Raw genomic sequence first — 22,352 nt, 5'->3', positions numbered from 1 at the left:
CAGGATAAAAAAAAGCCCATCGTGGGAGATGGGCAAAGACTACACACAGCAATTCGTTGTTTCACTCAGGGGATTTCCATGCTTATAAATCAAGGTGTTGATCTATAACCGTGTGCTAATAGTAGGCATTGTGTTATTTAGCGTCGATCGGATTCGTCTCAATAGTTTAAGAGACGTAAAGATTTCTTGAGGTTAATAGCAGACTTACTGCTAAAAGGGCGGGTCTGACCAGTGGGTAATGAATAAATACTTTAGCAGCGTTAAAGTATTCTGAGGGGGAATGTAGGCCGGGTAAGCGTTAGCGCCACCCGGCAAAAAAACTTAATGCGTGTTCTTCTCTTCCAGCTCTTCCAGTTCGCTCAAAATCACGTCCGGGTCAGTTCCCGGAGGCGGAATTTCATGCACCCAGGCGGAGAACAGACGCCAGGTGACGGCGAGCAGCACCGGGCCAATAAACAGGCCAATCATGCCAAAGGCAATCAGACCGCCAATCACCCCGGAGAGGATCAGGATCAGCGGCAGGTCTGCACCCATCCGGATGAGGATCGGACGAATGACGTTATCCATAGTGCCGACCACGCAGCTCCAGACCAGCAACACGGTTCCCCACGTGGTATCACCCGTCCAGTAGAGCCAGATAATGCAGGGTACCAGCACCAGCAAAGGCCCGAGTTGCGCAAGACAGGTCATCAGCATGACAACGGTGAATATGGTGGCGTACGGTACGCCGGAGATCGCCAGACCGATACCGCCCAGCACCGCCTGCACCAGCGCGGTGACCACCACGCCCAGCGCCACTGCGCGCACGGCCTGCGCAGCCAGCAGTACCGCCGCGTCACCGCGTTTGCCCGCCAGGCGGGTGGCAAAGTGACGAACGCCTAAAGCCACCTGCTCACCGCGCCAGTAAAGCAGGGCGCTGAAGAGCAGCATCAGGGTACAGTGCATCATAAAGCGGCCGATATGCGCCGCCTGACCCACAAACCAGGTGGTGGTGGTGCCAATGTACGGGCGGACTTTTGCCATCAGCGCGCTGCCGCCCATCTCCAGCAGGCTATGCCAGCCGCTGTAAAGTTTTGAGCCCACCACCGGAATGCTGTTCAGCCAGGCCAGATCCGGCAGCGTCAGGTCACCGCTGGTTATGGCACGAATAACCGGGCCACTGGAATCCACCAGGCTATTCACCAGCAGGGCAACAGGAATAATAAACAGCAGGAACAACAAAAGCGTCATGACCAGCACGGCTAACCCGCGGCGGCCAAACAGCAGCTTCTGCAAGCGCAGCAGCAAAGGCCACGTGGCGACGACAACGGTCGCAGCCCACGCAAAGCCGAGAATAAAGGGTTGAACAATCCACAGACACGCAATAATCATGAGGGCCAGAAACAGCACCGACAGCAAAATTTGCGCAACATCCCTGGGCTGGCGAAGATTGACCATAAATGAAACTTTCCTTAAAAGAACGCCAGTACGACTGGCGGGAACGGAAAACCGCGTCTCTTTAATCATTAATGATCTCCGCGGTTTTTGACAGGCGGATTTTGCCTGTAATTCAGCAGAGATTATAAGAAAAAAATGTGATAAAACTTTTAAGATACACGCAAACGATTTCATACAACTCTAATTAGGGTCGACAGTCATGATCCCACAGATTTCTCAGGCACCTGGCGTCGTTCAGCTGGTGCTTAATTTTTTGCAGGCACTGGAGCAACAGGGTTTTACAGGTGATACCGCCACGAACTATGCCGACAGGCTGACGATGGCGACCGATAACAGTATCTACCAGCTTCTTCCCGATGCAGTCGTTTTCCCGCGTTCAACGGCCGACGTGGCGCTGATTGCCCGGCTGGCTACGCAGGAGCGGTTTGCCTCGCTGGTCTTTACGCCGCGCGGCGGCGGCACCGGAACCAATGGTCAGGCGCTGAACCAGGGCATCATTGTTGATATGTCGCGCTATATGAACCGCATCATTGAGATCAACCCCGAAGAGGGGTGGGTGCGGGTCGAAGCGGGCGTTATCAAAGATCAGCTTAATCAGTATCTCAAACCTTACGGGTACTTTTTTGCCCCAGAGCTCTCCACCAGCAACCGCGCGACCCTTGGCGGGATGATTAACACGGATGCCTCAGGCCAGGGCTCGCTGGTCTACGGTAAAACCTCCGATCATGTGCTGGGCGTGCGTGCGGTTCTGCTGGGCGGCGATATCCTCGATACCCAGCCGATGCCGGTCGAACTGGCGGAAACGCTGGGCAAAGATAACACCGCCAGCGGGCGTATCTATCGCACCGTGCTGGAACGCTGCCGCGACAACCGCCAGCTTATTCTCGATAAATTCCCCAAACTGAACCGCTTCCTGACCGGGTACGATCTGCGACATGTCTTTAACGACGACCTGACCCAGTTTGATTTAACCCGCGTTCTGACCGGCTCCGAAGGAACCCTGGCGTTTATTACCGAAGCGCGGCTGGATATTACCCGGTTGCCGAAAGTGCGTCGTCTGGTGAACGTCAAATATGACTCCTTCGACTCCGCGCTGCGCAATGCGCCGTTTATGGTGCAAGCGCAGGCGTTGTCGGTGGAGACCGTCGACTCTAAAGTGCTCAATCTGGCCCGGGAAGATATTGTCTGGCACTCCGTAAGCGAGCTGATTACCGACGTGCCGGATAAAGAGATGCTCGGTCTCAATATCGTGGAATTTGCCGGTGATGATGCGGAGCTGATTGAGCGCCAGGTCACCACGCTCTGCCAGCGGCTGGATGAGCTGATTGCGCAGGGTGAAGGCGGTGTGATCGGCTGGCAGCTCTGTAACGATCTGGCCGGAATTGAGCGTATCTATGCGATGCGTAAAAAAGCCGTGGGCCTGCTCGGCAATGCGAAAGGGGCGGCGAAGCCGATTCCCTTTGCCGAAGATACCTGCGTGCCGCCTGAGCATCTTGCGGATTATATCGTTGAGTTTCGCGCCCTGCTGGACAGCCACGGCCTGAGCTATGGCATGTTCGGCCACGTCGACGCCGGGGTACTGCACGTGCGTCCGGCGCTGGATATGTGTGACCCGCAGCAGGAGATCCTGATGAAGCAGATCTCCGACGATGTGGTGGCCTTAACCGCCAAATATGGCGGTCTGCTGTGGGGGGAGCACGGGAAAGGGTTCCGCGCGGAGTACAGCCCGGCATTCTTCGGTGAACAGCTCTACGCGGAGTTGCGTAAGGTGAAAGCGGCTTTCGACCCGCATAACCGCCTCAATCCGGGTAAAATCTGCCCGCCTGAGGGTGTTGATGCCCCAATGCTGCAGGTGGATGCCGTCAAGCGCGGCACGTACGACAGACAGATCCCGATTGCGGTGCGCGCTTCCTGGCGCGGCGCGATGGAGTGCAACGGCAACGGCCTGTGCTTTAACTTTGATGTGAAAAGCCCTATGTGCCCGTCGATGAAAATCACCAGCAACCGTATCCACTCGCCGAAAGGGCGGGCGACGCTGGTGCGCGAGTGGCTGCGTCTGCTGGCCGACCGCGGGGTGGATCCGCTCAAGCTGGAGCAGGAGCTGCCGGAAAAACGGGCCAGCCTGCGCTCGCTGATTGAGCGCACCCGCAACAGCTGGCATGCCAACAAAGGCGAGTATGATTTCTCCCATGAGGTGAAAGAGGCGATGTCCGGCTGTCTGGCCTGTAAAGCCTGCTCCACCCAGTGCCCGATTAAAATCGACGTGCCGGAATTCCGCTCGCGTTTCCTGCAACTTTACCACACCCGATACCTCCGCCCGGTGCGCGACCATCTGGTGGCGACGGTGGAAAGCTACGCACCGCTGATGGCGCGTGCGCCAAAGACCTTCAACTTCTTTATCAACCAGCCGCTGGTGCGAAAGCTCTCCGAAAAACACATCGGTATGGTCGATCTGCCGCTGCTGTCGGTCCCGTCTCTGCAGCGCCAGCTCGTCGGTCACCGTTCGGCAAATATGACTCTGGAACAGCTGGAGGCGCTCACCCCGGAGCAAAAAGCGAATGTGGTGCTGGTGGTGCAGGATCCGTTCACCAGCTACTACGATGCCCAGGTCGTGGCCGATTTCGTCCGTCTGGCGGAGAAAGTGGGTTACCAGCCGGTGGTGCTGCCATTCTCTCCGAATGGCAAGGCGCAGCACATTAAGGGTTTCCTGAACCGATTTGCAAAGACCGCGCAGAAAACGTCTGACTTCCTGAATCGCGTGGCGCAACTCGGGATACCGATGGTCGGCGTCGATCCGGCGCTGGTGCTTTGCTATCGCGATGAATACAAGCAGACGCTGGGCGATAAGCGCGGCGATTTCAACGTGATGCTGGTGCACGAGTGGCTGCCGGTGGCGCTGGAAGATAAGGCGGTTCAGGATGTCAGCGGTGAACCGTGGTATCTGTTCGGTCACTGCACGGAAGTGACCGCGCTGCCGGGTGCACCTGCGCAGTGGGCGTCTGTCTTTGCCCGCTTCGGTGCGAAGCTGGAGAGCGTCAACGTAGGCTGCTGCGGGATGGCCGGAACCTATGGACACGAAGTGAAAAACCACGCCAACTCGCTCGGCATCTATGAGCTGTCCTGGCATCAGGCGATGCAGCGTTTGCCGCGAAACCGCTGTCTGGCGACGGGTTACTCCTGCCGCAGCCAGGTAAAACGGGTAGAAGGTAACGGTGTACGTCACCCATTGCAGGCTTTACTGGAGATAATTGGATGATCTGGAAACGTGCCGTGACGCTGCAGGCGCTGAACGCCATGGGCGAGGGGAATATGGTGGGGCTGCTGGATATCCAGTTCATCCGCATTGGCGATGGTGAGATTGAGGCCACAATGCCCGTCGATCATCGCACCCACCAGCCGTTTGGCTTATTGCACGGCGGAGCGTCCGTCGTACTGGCCGAAACGCTGGGCTCGGTGGCGGGATATCTCTGCACCGAAGGGGAGCAGAAGGTTGTCGGACTTGAGGTGAATGCTAATCACATTCGCTCGGTACGCAGTGGGCGCGTGCGCGGTGTTTGCCGCGCGCTGCACGCAGGAAGCCGCCATCAGGTGTGGCAGATAGATATTCTCGATGAGCAGGATCGCCTGTGCTGCTCGTCGCGGCTGACTACGGCGGTTGTGTAAAGTTTTCAGATGTTTTGCCTTTGGTCAAAAACTAGCCAGTGCGTTGTGATATACTGGTCAGGTTTTGTACATAAGCGAGGACATCATGGATACTGAAATAACCCCAACACAGCTGGCAATTGAATATTTACGTCGCGATAAGAGCAACCTGTCTCCGGCGCAGTACCTGAAAAAGCTGAAACAGCTTGAGCTGGAATTTACAGATTTGCTGGCGCTCTCTTCGAATGAACTAAAAGAAGAGATCTACTTTGCCTGGCGGTTGGGCGTTCACGTCCATTGAGTACATGAGAATAAAAGGGCCGCGAGTGCGGCCTTTTTTGTGTCTGACATTCAGTATCGGGCGGGGAGTTTGTTGATTTTAATAAGCCTGCCTTCTTCCATTTCGATAAATCCGCCGGTTTTTAAATCCGCCAGAATGCGCATCACGCCGCTGCGGGAGAGCTGGGTTTTCTCCCTGATATACCTTTCTGCCGTCACGCTGAGCCGATAACTCTCATCTTCCTCCATCAGCGTTGCCAGCTGCTGGCGAATCATCTCATACGCCGTCGGCGCACCCTGCGGCATCACGTTGTTATAAAGACGGCTATATACAAACATGAGCTGTTTAGAAAGCAGTCCCCACAGCGCCTTCTCTTTAATAATTTCATTCACCCGCTCGGCGGTGAGCGTCCCTATCAGACAAGGGCTGACGGTCTTAATATAATCATTAAAATAGATATCGGTCAGGTTAGCGAGGCCAAACACGGCGGGGCTGCGAGCCGTAGACAGCATCATGTCATCGCTTCTTCTGTAGACGGCGATGGTTCCTTCAAGAATTAAATAGCACATCCCCTGACCGTTGATTTGCAGATCCAGCCGCTCGCCGCGGGCGGTGCGGTGCGTTGTGCAATCAGGCAACAGGTGTGAAATAAGCTCTTGCGCGTAGGGAGAACCCCGTTGAGACTTTTCGGGAAGGGACATGATAGCCGACAACCTTAAAAATGACCTGGCTAATTATAGCGCTTCTCTTTGATACAGGCACGCTGGCTATCAATATTTTCGTGGCAGATGGTGAATGTCAAGCAGCACCCCACGCTCCATGGTGATGTACTTCCCGGTCCGCAGTTCTGCCAGAATACGCATAATTCCACTACGTGAAAGATACGTCCGGCTTTTGATGTACGCGGCCGCCGTCGTATTTTTCCGTATGGCATCGGGTTCCTGCATGAGTTCAACAAGCTGGAAACGAATGATATCGTAGGCAGACATTTGCGATATTTGCGCGCAATGCTCATAGACCCGTGAGGCCGTATAAATAAGCAGCTTTGAAAAGTGCTCCCATAAATCCTGCTGTGAAACAATCTGATTAAACGTCTCCAGCGACACGCGGGCGATTTCTGCCGTCTCCAGGGCTCTGACGTAGAGATGCTCCGAAGAAAATTGACTGCTGACGCCAAGAATAAAAGGCGCTGATTCAGAGTTTAAAACAATACCATCGCCGCGACGATGAAGCGCCACGCTTCCCTGGAGAAGTAAAAAACACTGGCGCACATCATCTTTATAATAATGTACGGTTTCTCCCCGACAGATGATCATTCTGTTCGCATCAGGTAGCACTGATTTAATCAGGGCGTCTATATGGATAAACGGTTTTAAACCAAGAACGGTTGATTCGTGGTTATTCAATGGCGTGGTTAAACGCGTATTCATATGATACCTCACAGCGACTACGGGTCTGATCGTTTTTTGATCTACGCAGAGAATTATCTTAAAAATGAAGGAGTCAGGGAATGTTTCAGCAAGGTCCAAAAGTAGACCGTTGAGCGCCAGATATCTAACGTGTTGAATGAAAACAAAAAGACGATCAAGTCTACTAATAGACCAGGAAAATAAAGCGTAAGCGTATCCTGAAAGAAATGTTGAATTTACGTTAAATCAGAGTCTACAGCTAGACCAGCAAAACGTTGTATTCACCAAAATGATTATATAAATTTTAACCGGTCAGTCAGAAAGACCTTATGACGTTAATTAAAAAATAAATGAATCCACAGCGACTCATTTATCAACTTTCTGCTGTTTGAGTTTCAATAATAAATAAAGTTATCCCGTAAACAGGAAAATGAAGATTATGAAAAAGAACATTATTTTAGCGATGATTGCGACAGGTTCTGCTTTAATGATGGGCAATGCACTCGCTGCTGCAGGAACCGTTAATTTTAATGGTAACATCCTGGATTCAGCCTGCGATGTCGCGGTTGCCTCGCAAAATCAGGTGGTGGTATTAGGTGATTACAATAAAACAGAATTTCCGGCAACAGGCTCCAGAACTGCGGCAACGAAATTCGATATTGTCCTGAAGAACTGCCCGGTCACGGTCACCAGTGCCAAAGTCCGTTTTGACGGTACGCCTGACCTGACTAACGCCGATCTGCTGGCTATTGATACCTCCGTCGCCGGTGCGGCAACGGGTGTTGCTATCAATTTGATGACCGCTGATAAAGCGGATCTGCCGTTGCACGGCAGTAACAGCTATAGCTATGCGTTAAGCAGCACCGCCGATAATACGCTGAATTTCTACGCGCAGTATATTTCAACGGCGGCATCGGTGACTGCCGGTCCTGCAAACTCCGTGGCTAATTTCTCCGTTGTTTATAACTAGTCATTAAGCAGAACCCGAGTCGGTTCCACGACGTTCTGCGTGGGGGCAGCCACTGCCCCCGTGTTTCAAGAGGTGTAAAATGAATTTTATTAGCAAGACCCTGCTCATTGCTGCCGCTCTGACTGCATCGTTTTCGAACGCGTATGCCGGGGTCATTATTGGCGGCACCCGCGTCATTTTTGATGGTGGGAAAAAAGAGGCATCCATCAGCATCAATAATGCCGATAGCATGCCTTACTTAATCCAGTCCTGGGTTGAAATGCCAGAGGGTAATACTAATAAAGCGCCTTTCATTGTTACTCCGCCTTTATATCGACTGGATGGTGGTCAGCAAAATATTGAGCGTATTTTACTCTCGGGTTCTCTACCCCAGGATAAAGAAAGTCTTTTCTGGCTGAATATTAAAGCGATACCGTCTGCCTCAAAACAGGAAAACTCACTGCAAATTGCCGTCAAGACGCGCATCAAGCTAATTTATCGCCCGACAAGTCTGAAGGCATCAACACCGGAAGAACAAGCGAATAAATTAACCTGGTCGCGTAGTGGGAATAAGCTTATGGTCACCAATCCAACGCAATATATTATCAATTTTAATGAAATAAGCGTCGGCGATAAAAAACTTGATGCGGTCTCCTGGGTTGCACCTGGCGCGATGGCGGCATTTACCTTACCCGCAGGTGCCGATGGCAACCATATTTCATTCAAAGTCATTAATGATTACGGCAGCCCCGGAATAATACATCAGGCCAGCTTTTAATTTATCAAAAGCGGCGATCCGCATATCAGGTCAGGTTAATGATGATGGCAACGAAAACTAAAAAAATGCAGCCTGCGCGTCTGGCGATCTGTATCGCCTTTGCGCTGGTTAATGCAATGCAGATTGTTTATGCCCGTGATTCGTTCAACGCCGAACTGGTTGAGCTGGACAACCCGGGCACAGGTAAAGCTGATTTATCTGCTTTTGAATCAGGTTCGCAGGCACCAGGGAAATACCACGTTGACATCATCCTTGACGACCAACTCATCGAGACAAGCGATATTGATTTTACCTCAGTAAAAGGTGGGGAAGAGGGCGATAGCCTCCAGCCTTGTCTGAGTATTGAACAGCTCAACAAATGGGGCGTCAAAACTGCGCTTTTTCCCGACTTAGCAAGCCAGGGCGCGTCCTGTGTCAACCTGCAGGCTATTCCTCACGCCAGCACGGATTTTCAGTTTGCCGCGCAGCGACTGATTATCAGCATTCCTCAGGCCGCCATTGACCTGCCGGCACGCGGGTATGTCTCGCCAGCGCTATGGGATGAAGGGATCGCCGCCGCCATGTTGAATTACAGCCTGAGTGGCGCAAACAGCCGGGCAAAACAAAACGGCAGTAAAAACAGCGACAGTCAATATGCCAACCTGCGCCCGGGTCTCAACGTTGGTCCGTGGCGACTGCGAAATTACACCACCTGGTCGCGGGATGAGACCGGCCAGGACAAATGGGATACCGTCTACACCTATGCACAGCGGGCCATTATTCCGCTCAAAGCGCAGCTCACCCTGGGGGACAGCTCCGCGCCAGCCGACGTGTTCGACAGTATGCCGTTTCGCGGCGGACAGCTGGCTTCTGATGATGACATGCTCCCGGATTCGCTGAAAGGCTATGCACCCGTGGTGCGGGGTATCGCGCGTACCAATGCCCAGGTAATTGTTCGCCAGAATGGCTACCAGATTTATCAGACCTACGTGGCGCCGGGCGCTTTTGAGATTACCGATATGTACCCCACGGGCGGCGCGGGCGATCTGGATGTCACCGTTAAGGAAGCTGACGGCAGCGAGCAGCATTTCACCCTGCCTTATGCCTCACTACCGGTTTTGCAGCGTGAAGGGCGCCTGAAATATGCGGTGACCGGAGGGCAGTATCGTTCTTATAGCAGCAGCGTTGATAAGACCCCGTTTGGGCAAATCACCGGGATCTATGGTCTGCCCTATGGGCTAACGCTCTATGGCGGGCTGCAGGAGTCGAGTAAATATCAGTCGATCGCCACCGGGCTCGGGAAAAATATGGGTGATTTCGGCGCGATTTCTGCGGACATGACCCAGGCCTGGTCCACCCCGCAGGGCGGTGAGAAATCCAACGGCCAGTCCTGGCGGGCGCGATACAGCAAGAACATTGTTGGGACCGGAACCCATTTCTCGATTGCGGGTTACCGCTACTCGACCAGCGGTTACTACGGCATGCAGGAGATCCTCGATTCCTGGGGTGACAGCTCCGCGCTTCAGGACCGACGCCGCAACCGGGCCGAACTCACGATGAGCCAGACGCTGGGCGGTAATCTTGGCTCGCTGACGCTGAGCGCGGCCCGTGAAGACTACTGGAATTCGGGTAAAACGATGGCGTCATACAGCCTGGGTTACAACAACTACTGGCACAACATCAGTTACGGACTCACCTGGACGTACAGTAAAAACGGCAGTGCGGGTTCATACGATGACAATAAGCGATACGACAAAGATCAGCTGCTGGCCTTTAACGTCAGTATTCCGCTGGAGAAGTTTTTGCCGCAGACCTGGGCTAACTATGGCGTAAGTGCCAGCAAGAATAATGGCACCACCCACAACATCGGTCTCAACGGCGTGGCGCTGGAAAACCACGCGCTGAACTGGAACGTGCAGCAGGGATACGGGTCGGACGGCATTGGCTACACGGGCAATATGAATGGTGATTATAAGGGAACCTACGGCGAAGTGACGGCGGGCTACAGCTACGACAAAAACAGCGAGCGCCTTAACTACGGTCTGCAGGGGGGCATTCTTGCACACAGAGAGGGGATCACGCTTTCGCAGCCCCTGGGTGAGACCAATGTTCTGATTAGCGCGCCGGGCGCGCACGGCGTAGATATTCGCAATCAGCCGGGTGTCAGAACGGATTACCGCGGATATACGGTGGTCAGTAATCTCTCCGTATACCGCAAAAATGACATCACCCTTGCCCCGGAGAGCCTGCCTGATGATGTTGAGCTGGATATTAATACCCGGACGGTGACGCCGACGCGTGGTGCAATCGTTTTGGCCGACTATAAGGCGAAGGTGGGGCGACGGGTGTTATTTAATTTAATGCATAACGGTCATTTTGTTCCCTTTGGCGCAATAGCAAGCCTGAAAGGCGCCGACAGCAGCAGCGTTATTGTTGGCGATAAAGGTCAGGCTTATCTCACCGGCCTGGATACACAGGGTACCGTCTTCGTCACGTGGGGAGCGGAAAGCGATCGGCAATGCCACGCACCGTACGCGCTTTCCCCGCAGTCGTCGGCTGGTGGAATTACCGAAATTAACGTCACTTGCCTTTAGGGTTTTTTAACATGCGCTTAATTAACATGATATTCCTGCTGTGCATTGCAGCAGGCTGGAACAGTGCTCATGCAGGAACCTGCACTACGATTACGCCACAGGAATCAACCTTGTCCATCGGCACGATTACGGTTCAACGTGACGTGGCAGTTGGAACCGTATTATTTTCGCGAAACGCGACATTAACCGGTTCCTATTTAACGGGGTGCGCCAATCCATTAATGCTGGGTTTTAGCATGCGCTACCTTAATGCGACACCGAGTACTTATGGTAATCATGTTTATAACACCAATGTAAACGGTATAGGCGTGCGCTTTTCATCGGGCAATTATTTTGAAAACCCGACCAATACCTTTTCCTATAACGCGCAGTCTGATTATGTCGAATGGTGGGGCGGTAAAATAGAACTTATCGTTACCGGACCGGTCGCATCGGGGGCGCTGACGCCGGGCGTGCTGGGTGTGGTGATGCTGCAGGGCAGTGACGGCGTTTATCGTGACGGCCTGACGACCACCCTGTTGGGCGGAACCATTAACGTACTGGCCTGCAATATTACAACACCGCAACTGACATTCCCGATAGGTGATATTTCTGCCGCAGTTTTTGGCTCAACGGTAGGCACCACACCGGCGGGCGCCCAAAATACGCAGAATCTCGGACTTAACTGCGATGCGGGGGCTAACGTCAACGTGTCACTCAGCGGCATTCAGAACCCGGACGTGGCAACAACGAGCGTGCTCGCGCTTACGGGGCAGGGTAATACCGGCACGGCGAAAGGGGTTGGCGTTCAGTTGCTCTATAACGGTACACCGTTGACGTTAAATACGCGTCTGCCATTAAAACTCGCGGCGGGTGGCCAGGAAGCGTTCCCTTTAACGGCGCGTTATTACCAGACGCAAACGACGGTAGAACCCGGCACCGCAAATGCGTCAGCAACCTTAAATTTGACCTACCAGTAAAGGGGATGACGATGAATATAATGCGCACAGCAGCGTTCATCGCGGCAGTAATAAGCGGCAACGTTATTGCAGCGGATAACGTTAACGTCAGCGTCACCGGCAATATTGTTGCCTCTCCCTGCGTATTTAATGGGGGAAATACCAATCTGGATGTTAATCTCGGCAATATTCAGGCCACAAATATGGTGACGCCGGGATCGTTTTCCGATCCGGTTGCGTTTAATTTGTTGTTCACCCTTTGTCCTGTGGGCACCCGCAGCGTAACAGCAACCTTTAGCGGAACACCCGATCCTGTTGCCGGAGTTGGCTACTACAAGAATAGCGGTACGGCAGAAAACGTTGCTATCGCTATGACGGAGATGGGCAGCGATGCGCTCATGGGGACGGGATCAAGCATCAGCCAAAATATTGCTGCAGACAGAACGGCTACTTTACCCATGCAGGCGAGGGTTAAATCGGTCGCGGGTGGTGCAACGCCAGGGACGATTAGCGCGGTTGTCGTTCTTACCATGCAGTATAACTGATACGCTTTTGACTGATGGAAATGACATGTATTTTATCCGCCTTGTGTTAAAGGGATGTATCGTACTGATCCTGTTAATGTCTATTATGTGGGCCTTTAAAGAGCCGGTTATCAAAACTGCTGACTGGGGCCAAAGCGATAATGCGCTTGCGAAAATTGAGTGCCATGTGATGACAGACTTGTAATAAAAATAACACATCTACTTTTACTCTTTATTTTAACGACGCTCTGGTATAAAAATGGTCAATATTTTAATAAGCGAGACTGATATATTATTTCAGTGCGGATTGCAGTATTTTTTTAAGGGTTTTTTCTCTCATGTCGCGCAGCAGGACGTTGCATTTACATTTGATTTTACGGCGGATAGTATCAGAGCGGCTGATGTTATTGTGCTTTCGTTGTGCCAGGGGGAATACTTTACCTGTTTTCCCGAATTGCAGGCGCGCCAGCAAGGAATCATCATCGGTATCGTAGAAGATGATGCCCGGGTAAAAGCGCTACCATCCTGTTTTCAGGATATTATTTTTATTCCCCGCAGCGCCTCGCTCGACCATCTACGCCAGGTGCTGTCTATCGCCTGGCATCGTACGCAATCTCCCTGTTATATCTGGAGGAAAATAAGCTGTTTCGAGTGTCAGTGTAAAATATTATCACCACAGCAAATTCGCATTATGATGAATTTTTACAGGGGGTTATCGGTGGTGCAGATTGCCCGTGCGATGAAGATAAGCGATAAAACCGTCTTTACGCATAAGTATATAATGATGCAAAAATTCAATCTGCGAAATGATTTCGAACTGATGGCTCTGATTCGCAAAATGATGGAGAAGAAGAGTCACCTGAACATGTTGCGTGACTATCTGGTCAATAATTACGGATAATGTGCCCCTTTGATGCAGTGAATTACAAAACATAATGCACGGTTATGCACCTATAGAATATATGCGAGTCATGGTACTTTTTATGCTTTATATAATGACGCCTTCGCTATGCAAATTCATAAAACCATCAAGCCGATTTTTGTCTGTAAGTTTCAGTGTGTTGGGCCAGAGTGCTTAATGTCATGCTGTCGCGGCTGGACGATCAATATTGATAAGAAAACCCATCAGAAATATGTCCTCTCCTCACACGCAGCCATTGCCGCCATTGCCAAAGAGAATCTCATCCTTCAGCGAAAGGGTAAGAGCAACTATTCCAGAGTCAGGCTCAACGAAAAAGGGGACTGTCCTTTTATCGATGAGAACAAGCTGTGCATGGTACACCGCGATTTAGGGGAAGAAGCGCTCTCGCATACCTGTAGCACCTATCCCCGGAGTTCAACCCGCTATCAGGATGAGACACGGCATACGATGACGCTCTCCTGTCCGGAAGTGGTTCGACGTGTGCTGTTTGACCCGGATGCAATGCTGCTTCAGGAACAGGATGAGTTAGTGGCGCGTTATAAAACAAACTTGATTGGGCAGCGTCAGTCTGTCTCGCAGACGCAGCAGGTGATCCATCTTTTTGCCTGGAATATAATCCAATCGCCTTCCCGTAACATTGAAGAGAATTTAATGGCACTGGCACAGTTTATTCTCTGTCTTCAGCATGTTAACTTTGATTTGCATAATAAATTTTCTGAAGTGGAAAATTTCTACGGGGCGTTGCTCAATGAGCTTCAAAGCGGAAAATCGCTTATCGATTCTGGTCATCTGGCTAGTTCAAACGCGATGAAATATCTGGCCTTGTCCGTGATGGGGGCTAACGTAGCGAAAGATTCGGCCCGGGACGGTTTTATTCTTGAAGGGCATCAGCAAATTGCCTCGTATCTGAATATTGCCGGTTCAGATGACGCTGCTGAACTGGAGGCGAAATTCGACAAGATTAATCAGCAGTGGCATAAACTGTGTGAGGATTCCTGTTTGTCAGAGCCTTACGTGTTACGCAATTATCTGCTGTATAAACTCTACAGTAGCTATTTCCCCGGCAAAAATACGGCAACCGTCATGCGTCAGTTTTATCGTATGGTGCTGGACTTCTTCTATGTCAAATTCATTCTCAGCGTAAAATCGATGCAGGGTGAAATCGACCAGCAGGTAGTGATGAAAACCATCGCCAGCCTTTCAGAAAAGACCATGCACAATAAGACCATAGATGCGCGCATGGACTTTGCGATTGATAAAATCAACGGCGGCGATGATTTATCCTGCTTGTTGTTGATTGGATAAACCCGCAAGAGGCCGGGTACGCACAGCGTTACCCGGCATTTTACTCAGACATTCACCGCGCTAATCAGCCGCGACTTCATGGACTGATACGCCGACGCTGCAAAGTCCTCCGCCCAGCGCTGGTCCTCAATCGCCTCCAGCTGCACCGCGCAATACTTCGTTTCCGGCGTTTTGGAGATGGGATCGAGATTATCCTGGGTCAGCTCGTTGCAGGCGCCAATCCACCATTGATAGGTCATATAGACGGCCCCGGCGTTGATACGCTCGCTAATGCTGGCACGGGTAATCACTTTGCCGCGACGCGAACGTACCCAGACCAGTTGCCCCTCCGTGATGCCCAGTTTTTCCGCATCGGCAGGGTGCATTTGTACCCGACCCGGCTCATCGGCCAGGCTTTGCAGCGCGGCGCAGTTCCCGGTCATCGAGCGGCAGGAGTAGTGTCCCACTTCACGTACCGTACACAGCACCAGCGGGAAATCCGCATCCGGGGTTTCCGCCGGTGCGCGCCACGGTGCGGCAAAGAGCTGCCCTTTACCGGTTGGGGTGTCGAACTGATTGTCTTTGTACAGGTACGGCGTGCCGGGATGGTCCAGCGTCGGGCACGGCCACTGCACGTGACCCATCTCGCCCATTTTTTCATACGTCACGCCGTAGAAGAGAGGGCATAGCTCGCGCATCTCATCCCAGATCTGCTGGTTGGAGTCATAATGCATCGGGTAGCCCATCTCGGTGGCGAGCAGGCTGATAATCTCCCAGTCGCGCTTCACGTTGCCACTGGCCTCAATGGCTTTGCCGAAACGCTGGAACCCGCGATCGGCACAGGTAAAGACGCCGCCGTGTTCACCCCAGGAGGTGGCCGGGAGCAGAACGTCCGCCACTTCTGCCGTTTTGGTCATAAAGATGTCCTGAACCACGACAAAGTCGAGCGCCTCAAAACCGCTGCGAACGAGACCGAGATCGGCTTCGGTCTGAAGCGGGTCTTCCCCCATGATGTAATAGGCCTTGACCTTGCCTTCCAGCGCCAGATGAGGCACCTCGGTAATGCGCGTCCCGACCCGATCGTCCATCGCCTTGACGTCAATCCCCCAGGCATCGGCGAACTTCTGCCTGACCGCCGGATCGGTAACATCCTGATAGCCGGGGAACATATTCGGCAGAACGCCCATATCGCAGGCGCCCTGTACGTTATTTTGACCGCGCACCGGCCCGACGCCGACGGCAGGTCGGCCCAGGTTGCCGGTCAGCAGCGCCAGGCTGGAAAGTCCTTTGACCACATCCACAGCCTGACCAAACTGGGTCACGCCCATTCCCCACATCACGGTGGCGGAAGGAGCCGCCGCGAAGGTGCGCATTGCCTGGCGAACGTCGCGGGCGGGAATGCCGGTAAGATGCTCGACCTTCTCCGGCGCATAGTCTTTCACCGTCTGCCTGTAGGCCTCCAGCCCCTCCGTAAAGCGCGCCACGTAGCTTTTGTCGTAGAGTTCCTCTTCCAGCAGCACGTAGCCAAAGGCGTTAACCAGCGCCATGTTACTGCCGTTTTTCAGCTGCAGATGTTGGTCGGCAATACGCGCCGTTTCAATGCGCCGCGGATCGCAGACGATAATTTTTGCGCCGTTTTCACGCGCTTTCAGCACGCGCCGGGCGACGATAGGGTGGGAGTCCGCGCAGTTATAGCCAAACACCAGCAGACATTTTGAGTTTTCAATATCGTTGATTGAGTTGCTCATTGCGCCGTTGCCGAGTGTTTCCTGTAAACCGGCCACGGAAGGGCCATGACAGACACGCGCGCAGCAGTCCACGTTGTTGGTGTTCAGCACCGCACGGGCAAATTTTTGCATCACATAGTTTGTTTCATTGCCAGTTCCACGGGAGGAGCCGGTGGTCATGATCGACCGTGACCCATGCTGCGCTTTAATGCTGCTGAGCTTGTGGGCGGTGTAGCGGATAGCCTCTTCCCAGGTAACGGGGGTGAATGCCTCGCCTTTGTGGTAGCGGATCATCGGCTGGGTCAGGCGTGGGGTGAGCAGACGGGTATCGTTAAGGAAGTCCCAGCCGTAAAAGCCTTTCAGACACAGGGTGCCCTGGTTTGTGACGCCCTCTGCCGCTTCGGCACGGATGATACGGTTATTTTCAACGACAAGGTTTAATTTACAGCCTGCACCACAGTAAGGGCAGACGCTGGCGATCTTTTTCATCAATAACAGACCTGTTAAGAAATGAAGCAAAGTTGACTGGAAAAACCAGTCCCGTAAGCGGAGTTAAGCAGGAACCGTGCCAGCCTGGCTTTGCTTGTTTTACAGGGTGTTATGGGGGAGGGCGCGTGTCATCGTCAGGCCGATCGTCAGTTTTGACGATGACACGTTAGGGGGCGTTGAGAGCAGAAGCTTACAGATCGTCCATCGTGTAACCCACCACGATTTCCAGGGTCTTACGAATTACATCCGCCTGAACCACATCGTGGGTGGCTTCCAGCGTCTGAATGAGCCAGAGAATGATCGCTTTATTGGACAGATGGCCTTCAGAGGCCAGAACACAGCGTACTGCAGTAGAAAAAACAGCGGACTCTTCAGCAAAACGATCGCCTGCGTGACGGAAATATTCTGACAACGCACTGTCTAAAAAAGCAGAATGGTATTCGGGTTGAAGCTGAATATTTTGTCTCATTTGTTCTCACCGTAGCTGTTAAATTGCAGTCAATGTATTTTTTTGGGGTCGGACGGTTTTCCACTTCCAAATAACGGCACTACATTGTCTCTGTTATTGTTGAGAGGTCCCTCTCTGTTCGTTCGTCCTTGCGCGGTTCTGCGACGTGTAAAGGCGATACTGTTTGAGCCGATGTCGGCAATCACCACCGCCAGTGTCTCCCGCCGCCGGGGATCCTTTTCATGTTCTTTCATTACCCGCAGACGCTGCAGCAATCCTTCGGTTGTCACTGGCCCCCGCTCTTTCAGAAGAGAGAGAACGGCTTCACCGATAAGCATGTCGATCAGTCGGTCTGCGTCACTGCTATTCATCATGTTACCGTTCGAAGAGCAGACCAAGCAGCATGTGGTAATGCTCTTCCTCTTCCGGACCATCGGCCTTCTCGAGGCGGCTGAGCAGTTTGGTACAGAGCGATTTGCGATTCAGGTTTCGCCCGTCGCTGAGAATTTCTACAACCACCTGGCCCAGCGTCTCCTGCTGGGTAGGAAGCGCGGCTTTTTCGAAGTACTGTGCGATTGCTGCTGCGGAATCTGCGACGTAACCTTTCTGCTGCATGTTTCGCTCCTGTAAAATTTTGTAATCAGTAACGTTACATTTAAGGTATACATAATTTCAAAATCTGTACATTAAAAATGTACAGATTTTTAATATTCTTGTGGTGTTTTTTATAAAATTTTTTATTTTCATGTCGTTATAGTGGTGTCGTGAACCGGTAACGTTACAGGATATATTGTACAAAAAGGTCAGGCGCTGTTAAGTTGTACAGCCCAGGAAAAAGTATCGTTAAATGCCGTAAATGGTTGAGATGTAAATTATTTGTCAGGCAATTAATGTGCTATAAATGATTCTTATCCACCCTTTTTGTGGCCAAAACCCTAACCCCCAGGAATCGCATGCTCACAACCATCATTTACCGCAGTCATATCTGCGAGGACGTTCCAGTGAAAGCGCTGGAAGCAATGGTCGCTGCTGCAAATAGTAAAAACCGGCAAGCCAATGTGACGGGGATCTTGCTGTTTAACGGCACACATTTTTTTCAATTGCTTGAAGGGCCAGTGGAACACGTTTCTGCCATCTATGAGCAGATCTGCAACGACCCGCGCCACCACAACGTGGTGGAGCTGATGCGCGATCACGGGCCTGTTCGACGCTTTGGCAATGTGGGCATGGAGCTTTTTGATTTGCGCCACTTCGACAGGGACGAGGTACTGCAGCAGGTGCTCAATAAGGGAACGACGCGCTACCAGCTGACGTATAACGACCGCCCGCTGCAGTTTTTCCGCACCTTTGTCGAGGCCACGGAAAAAGCGAACTATTTTGAACTGCCCCCTGCGGATTCGTGGGACTTTGTTCCCGAAGAAACGCGCTTGTCCGCGCAGCCCGAGGTTGTCGCGAAAGGGGCGGATTGCAGCTTCGCGTTTCAACCGATAGTCGATCCGTTTATGCAGCAGGTCGTCTCCTGGGAGGCGCTTCTTCGCACGCCTGACGGCGACCCGCCGGGGGCCTATTTCGCCAACCGCCCGCGTGACGACGTGTATGCCTCGGATTTACAAAGCAAGCAGGTGGCGCTCTCCATGGCCAGCGCGCTGGGATTACAGGACCAGACGTTATCCCTGAATCTGCTGCCCATGACGCTGGTCAACATTCCCAACGCCGTGGATTTCCTGCTCACCGCGATTGAAGCAAATGGGTTTGTACCTGAGCAAATTGTGGTGGAGTTTACCGAGAGCGAAGCCATTTCCCGTTTTGATGAATTCACGGATTCGGTCAGGCAGCTAAAAAGTGCGGGCATCAGCGTAACGATCGATCACTTTGGTGCCGGTTTTGCCGGGTTACAGCTGCTGGCTCAGTTCCAGCCGGACAGAATTAAGATTAATCGCGATCTGGTCGCGAACGTGCACAAAAGTGGCCCCCGACAGGCCATTATTCAGGCAATTATCAAATGCTGTTCCTCGCTTGAGATTCAGTTCTGCGCGGTGGGGGTAGAGAAGGCGGAAGAGTGGATGTGGCTGGAGTCTGCGGGAATATCCCAGTTCCAGGGACATCTTTTTGCCAGCCCCCGGCACGGCGGTATTCCCGCAATTGCGTGGCCGGAGAAAAAGTTCGACTACTGATAAAGCTGTACACACTCCGGCAGACTTAACTGTACGAATGGTAAATTTTATACAACAATGTATTAACAGGTGAAGGGAAGAGTATCTCTTTCACCCTTTCAAAATGCGGTCTTAGTTATACAAATGGTTTGTACAATCTGATAAGGTTGGTGCAGTTAGGTATGGAAGTTCTGAGCGTGAGGGAGTTAATGGCCTATTACAGTATCGGCGAAGTGGCCGAACGATGCGGTATCAACCCTGTTACGCTGCGTGCCTGGCAGCGCCGTTATGGATTGTTGAAGCCGCAGCGCAGCGAAGGGGGTCATCGTCAGTTTGACGATGAAGATATCCTGCGTATTGAAGAGATCAAACGCCTGATGAAAAGCGGCGTCTCGGTCGGAAAAGTCAAAGCCTTGCTGGAAAATAAGGAAGTATTGACTCAGGGCAACTGGGTTTCGTTCCAGGAAGAGATGATGACCGTTTTGCGTTACGCCAGCCCGGCAAAGCTGCGTGCCAAAATCAGTGAATTCCGACGCGATCACGCGATAGATGCGCTGATTGACAATATTATCTCTCCCGTTCGTCAGCGAATGAATCAGGATCAAAATACCGTGCGTCACATGGCGAGCCTGTTTGATGGCGTACTGATCGAATTCGCGATTGCAAGCCTGGCGGAATCCCGCAAAAAAGCCGGTAAAGACGCTCTCCTGATTGGCTGGGAATGCGATGACCGCACCCACCTGTGGCTGGAAGCCGCGCGCTTATCGCAGAAAGGCTGGCACATTGACGTCCTGGCGGAACCTATTGATTCGCCGCGTCCTGAACTCTTCCCGGGGCAAAAAATCTTCGTCTGGACGGGGAAATCCCCAACGCCTCGCCAGCAGGAACAGCTCGATCACTGGCGTGAACAGGGGTTTGCTGTCTCATTTCATCACTGAGAGTACGAGGCCTTGAGGGCCTTTTTGTTTTTGTCATTTTCTGTGCAAAAGCTATCTCAAAAATAGGTATTATTCCCGCAGATGTTCTTTACCTGGCTAATTTTAAACTACTTTTCGTAATCTATCTTTTTCCTGGGACTTTGCTGTCGGCAAATTGTGGAAAAGGGGGCGGTGCCCCCTTATTATTACTCAGCTTGTATGGCGCTCATTCCATGCATCTGAAAATTGAATATTACCGTCAAGAATTCTCCAGGTAATTTTTTCATATTGAATGCTGACACTTTCAATGTGATTCATTTTATCGTTCCCCGCCAGCTTAACATTCGGAACGCTGCAGTGGACGCCAGTTAATTTCACATTCTCCATAAGAACGGTGTAGTAGCAAACCTCCTGGCCTGCATCATTGATGTGATAAAATCTTATTTCTGCGCTTTTCAGCGTCTGCCCGGTTGCTGCAGCCTTGTAAAGATATGGCGTAGAGCTATCAACTTCTATTTCAATCATCATGGATGAGTGCTGGCGGGTGCCGGTGATTTTGCCGTTTGCGCTGTCAACGGGCAAATTTATACCGTGGCTCAAACCGATAATTTCAATACTTCCTTCACGATCTTGTACGTCAACAGATCCTTTGATATCTGCACCACCATCGTCTTTAAGCCACATATATGGAGGTATAGGCATTTTATTTTATCCTTATTTTTTTGATTAAATTCATTGTTAAAATATAAAAAGGGATGATGATGATTAGCATTGTAATCCAGTCAATAAATGAATAGGCATCATACATTGATTCTGCATTCTCATTTCCGGTGATAATCATTGCTGTTGTTCTGGCTAAATCATAGTTAATATATAACTCAGCGCTTGGTAGCATATGACCAACAGTGAGTAATAAAATGAGAAAATAAATAATTTTACTTACCCTATGAGCAAGGTTTTTTAATGTAGCCACCAGCTACTACCTCCACCCACCCTCGCGCCATTAGTGACCGCATGCATGGAACCTGAATAAGCGATGTACTCATTAGCGCGTTATGAATCATCGCAAAATCAGATATGTTGGCGATAGTTATGCATCCTTTTGAAACCGTGCCGGGATGTAGTCGGAAATTTCCTCGTTTTACGCTTTCTATCCATGTGTAATCATCAATACCCCAGTCATCACGCCACAAAGCAAACCAGTCAGATTTACCAAAAGCATTTCGGCCAATAAATCTGTTAGCTTCATCGTGAATCTCCTCTTTTTTTTGCGAAAACCAGTTACCCTCCCTGCGATCTACAATCCAGTATTTCCCTGGGGGAATAGGGCCAATATTTGCGACATGTCCGCAACTGGCATTGTTTCTGTTGGTCCCCAACCCGGAGTGCGCCATGAACACGCCCACCCCATACAGATCGAAAGGCGCGTAATCTGCGCCGTTCAGAATCATCTTTCCCTGTAACGCCATATGACACCTAATTTCCTTGAAATGTGTGTGGTTAATGCTACAGCGATTAATAATGTGATCCAGAGTGAGTGTATGATTTTCAGAAAAAGACTCTAATTACCCGGTTTTTTACTGCTGAGAAATGCTATCCCGTTGCGCACCTGGAGAGGCTTGCCTTCTTTCTGTGCGCCAAATCGCTTCTGCTTAACTGTGTTTACTACAGTTAAAGAAGCTATCTCAAAAATAGGCATTTCCGATGCATATTTTACTTTTCTCTTCTCCGTCATAAATACCGCGATGAAATGCATTAATAATCAATGCATTGAACAAATACATCCATCCTGACTGCATCCTGCCATAGGGTCTATGCTTAATAAAAGTAGGCAAAAAGGGCGGTTTAGCCGAATGCCCCTGCTGACAGAGGGTTGAAGTGA

22 protein-coding genes and 1 other RNA gene are annotated in these 22,352 nt (G+C 51.5%); 12 read left to right on the top strand and 11 right to left on the bottom strand.

The window, feature by feature from the left end; all coding sequences use genetic code 11:
- Positions 1-4: 4 nt before the first annotated feature.
- Both rprA and ydiK read right to left on the bottom strand, forming a co-directional pair.
- Positions 5-112: antisense sRNA RprA (gene rprA / locus FU672_RS09950), an RNA gene on the bottom strand.
- A 209-nt stretch (positions 113-321) separates the two neighbouring features.
- The gene (ydiK, locus tag FU672_RS09945; protein WP_148243131.1) at positions 322-1,437 is read right to left on the bottom strand and encodes an AI-2E family transporter YdiK; all 1,116 of its coding nucleotides are present in this window, start codon (positions 1,435-1,437) and stop codon (positions 322-324) included.
- A gap of 199 nt (positions 1,438-1,636) precedes the next feature.
- On the opposite strand from ydiK, the gene ydiJ reads away from it, so the two are divergent.
- From ydiJ to FU672_RS09930, 3 genes are all read left to right on the top strand, one after another.
- Positions 1,637-4,693: a D-2-hydroxyglutarate dehydrogenase YdiJ gene (gene ydiJ, locus FU672_RS09940; RefSeq protein WP_148243130.1), complete on the top strand. Its 3,057-nt coding sequence runs from the start codon at positions 1,637-1,639 to the stop codon at positions 4,691-4,693.
- A complete protein-coding gene (gene menI / locus FU672_RS09935) occupies positions 4,690-5,100 on the top strand; it encodes a 1,4-dihydroxy-2-naphthoyl-CoA hydrolase (RefSeq protein WP_148243129.1) in 411 nt (136 codons plus the stop codon). The genes ydiJ and menI overlap by 4 nt, the downstream gene beginning before the upstream one ends.
- An 85-nt stretch (positions 5,101-5,185) precedes the next feature.
- Complete coding sequence (locus tag FU672_RS09930) at positions 5,186-5,380, top strand: YdiH family protein (RefSeq protein WP_003857766.1); 195 nt, start codon at positions 5,186-5,188, stop codon at positions 5,378-5,380.
- Between the two features lie 50 nt (positions 5,381-5,430).
- On the opposite strand, the gene FU672_RS09925 is transcribed toward FU672_RS09930, so the two are convergent.
- Both FU672_RS09925 and FU672_RS09920 read right to left on the bottom strand, forming a co-directional pair.
- Entirely contained in the window at positions 5,431-6,060 is a 630-nt protein-coding gene (locus FU672_RS09925) for a helix-turn-helix domain-containing protein (RefSeq protein WP_148243128.1), read from the bottom strand.
- Positions 6,061-6,129: 69 nt separating this feature from the next.
- Positions 6,130-6,789 (bottom strand): helix-turn-helix domain-containing protein, encoded by a 660-nt coding sequence (locus tag FU672_RS09920; protein ID WP_148243127.1) that lies wholly within the window; start codon positions 6,787-6,789, stop codon positions 6,130-6,132.
- A 418-nt stretch (positions 6,790-7,207) separates the two neighbouring features.
- On the opposite strand from FU672_RS09920, the gene FU672_RS09915 reads away from it, so the two are divergent.
- The 7 genes from FU672_RS09915 (at position 7,208) to fliB (ending at position 14,757) form a co-directional block, all read left to right on the top strand.
- Positions 7,208-7,738, top strand: coding sequence for a fimbrial protein (locus FU672_RS09915; RefSeq protein ID WP_148243126.1), 531 nt, complete (start codon positions 7,208-7,210; stop codon positions 7,736-7,738).
- 79 nt (positions 7,739-7,817) lie between these two features.
- Complete coding sequence (locus FU672_RS09910; protein ID WP_148243125.1) at positions 7,818-8,495, top strand: fimbrial biogenesis chaperone; 678 nt, start codon at positions 7,818-7,820, stop codon at positions 8,493-8,495.
- A gap of 44 nt (positions 8,496-8,539) precedes the next feature.
- Positions 8,540-11,068 carry a fimbria/pilus outer membrane usher protein gene (locus FU672_RS09905; protein WP_148243281.1) on the top strand — a complete coding sequence of 843 codons (2,529 nt, stop codon included), beginning with the start codon at positions 8,540-8,542 and terminating at the stop codon, positions 11,066-11,068.
- Between the two features lie 11 nt (positions 11,069-11,079).
- The gene (locus FU672_RS09900) at positions 11,080-12,027 is read left to right on the top strand and encodes a fimbrial protein (RefSeq protein ID WP_148243124.1); all 948 of its coding nucleotides are present in this window, start codon (positions 11,080-11,082) and stop codon (positions 12,025-12,027) included.
- A gap of 11 nt (positions 12,028-12,038) precedes the next feature.
- A complete protein-coding gene (locus FU672_RS09895) occupies positions 12,039-12,551 on the top strand; it encodes a fimbrial protein (protein ID WP_148243123.1) in 513 nt (170 codons plus the stop codon).
- Positions 12,552-12,789: 238 nt separating this feature from the next.
- Positions 12,790-13,431, top strand: coding sequence for a helix-turn-helix transcriptional regulator (locus FU672_RS09890; protein WP_148243122.1), 642 nt, complete (start codon positions 12,790-12,792; stop codon positions 13,429-13,431).
- A 108-nt stretch (positions 13,432-13,539) separates the two neighbouring features.
- The gene (gene fliB / locus FU672_RS09885; RefSeq protein ID WP_148243121.1) at positions 13,540-14,757 is read left to right on the top strand and encodes a flagellin lysine-N-methylase; all 1,218 of its coding nucleotides are present in this window, start codon (positions 13,540-13,542) and stop codon (positions 14,755-14,757) included.
- A 44-nt stretch (positions 14,758-14,801) separates the two neighbouring features.
- Here fliB and fdhF read toward each other — a convergent pair whose 3' ends face one another.
- The 4 genes from fdhF to ycgZ all read right to left on the bottom strand — a co-directional run bounded on the left by fdhF (position 14,802) and on the right by ycgZ (position 18,015).
- Positions 14,802-16,952: a formate dehydrogenase subunit alpha gene (fdhF, locus tag FU672_RS09880; RefSeq protein ID WP_148243120.1), complete on the bottom strand. Its 2,151-nt coding sequence runs from the start codon at positions 16,950-16,952 to the stop codon at positions 14,802-14,804.
- Between the two features lie 190 nt (positions 16,953-17,142).
- Positions 17,143-17,421, bottom strand: coding sequence for a biofilm/acid-resistance regulator YmgB/AriR (locus tag FU672_RS09875; protein WP_023311323.1), 279 nt, complete (start codon positions 17,419-17,421; stop codon positions 17,143-17,145).
- 29 nt (positions 17,422-17,450) lie between these two features.
- Positions 17,451-17,771 carry a hypothetical protein gene (locus FU672_RS09870; protein WP_148243280.1) on the bottom strand — a complete coding sequence of 107 codons (321 nt, stop codon included), beginning with the start codon at positions 17,769-17,771 and terminating at the stop codon, positions 17,451-17,453.
- A 4-nt stretch (positions 17,772-17,775) separates the two neighbouring features.
- Positions 17,776-18,015, bottom strand: a complete 240-nt coding sequence (gene ycgZ, locus FU672_RS09865; RefSeq protein ID WP_008500634.1) for a regulatory protein YcgZ — start codon at positions 18,013-18,015, stop codon at positions 17,776-17,778.
- A 338-nt stretch (positions 18,016-18,353) separates the two neighbouring features.
- Here ycgZ and FU672_RS09860 point away from each other — a divergent pair, with 338 nt between their 5' ends.
- Together FU672_RS09860 and FU672_RS09855 are read left to right on the top strand one after the other, a co-directional pair.
- Positions 18,354-19,574: a diguanylate phosphodiesterase gene (locus FU672_RS09860; protein ID WP_148243119.1), complete on the top strand. Its 1,221-nt coding sequence runs from the start codon at positions 18,354-18,356 to the stop codon at positions 19,572-19,574.
- A 188-nt stretch (positions 19,575-19,762) separates the two neighbouring features.
- Positions 19,763-20,491 carry a MerR family transcriptional regulator gene (locus tag FU672_RS09855; protein ID WP_148243118.1) on the top strand — a complete coding sequence of 243 codons (729 nt, stop codon included), beginning with the start codon at positions 19,763-19,765 and terminating at the stop codon, positions 20,489-20,491.
- Positions 20,492-20,680: 189 nt separating this feature from the next.
- On the opposite strand, the gene FU672_RS09850 is transcribed toward FU672_RS09855, so the two are convergent.
- Genes FU672_RS09850 through FU672_RS09840 form a run of 3 tightly spaced genes read right to left on the bottom strand, consistent with a single transcriptional unit; the run spans position 20,681 to position 21,939 of the window.
- Positions 20,681-21,172, bottom strand: coding sequence for an Hcp family type VI secretion system effector (locus tag FU672_RS09850; protein ID WP_148243117.1), 492 nt, complete (start codon positions 21,170-21,172; stop codon positions 20,681-20,683).
- Between the two features lies 1 nt (position 21,173).
- Entirely contained in the window at positions 21,174-21,443 is a 270-nt protein-coding gene (locus tag FU672_RS09845) for a hypothetical protein (protein ID WP_262349009.1), read from the bottom strand.
- Positions 21,415-21,939 (bottom strand): DUF2778 domain-containing protein, encoded by a 525-nt coding sequence (locus tag FU672_RS09840; protein WP_148243116.1) that lies wholly within the window; start codon positions 21,937-21,939, stop codon positions 21,415-21,417. Before FU672_RS09840 ends, FU672_RS09845 begins: the two co-directional genes overlap by 29 nt.
- Positions 21,940-22,352: the final 413 nt, after the last annotated feature.

Source organism: Enterobacter asburiae (assembly GCF_008080435.1).
GTDB lineage: Bacteria > Pseudomonadota > Gammaproteobacteria > Enterobacterales > Enterobacteriaceae > Enterobacter > Enterobacter asburiae_C.
The sequence above is the reverse complement of the archived record's forward strand: the minus strand, read 5'-3'. Positions and strand labels throughout refer to the sequence as shown.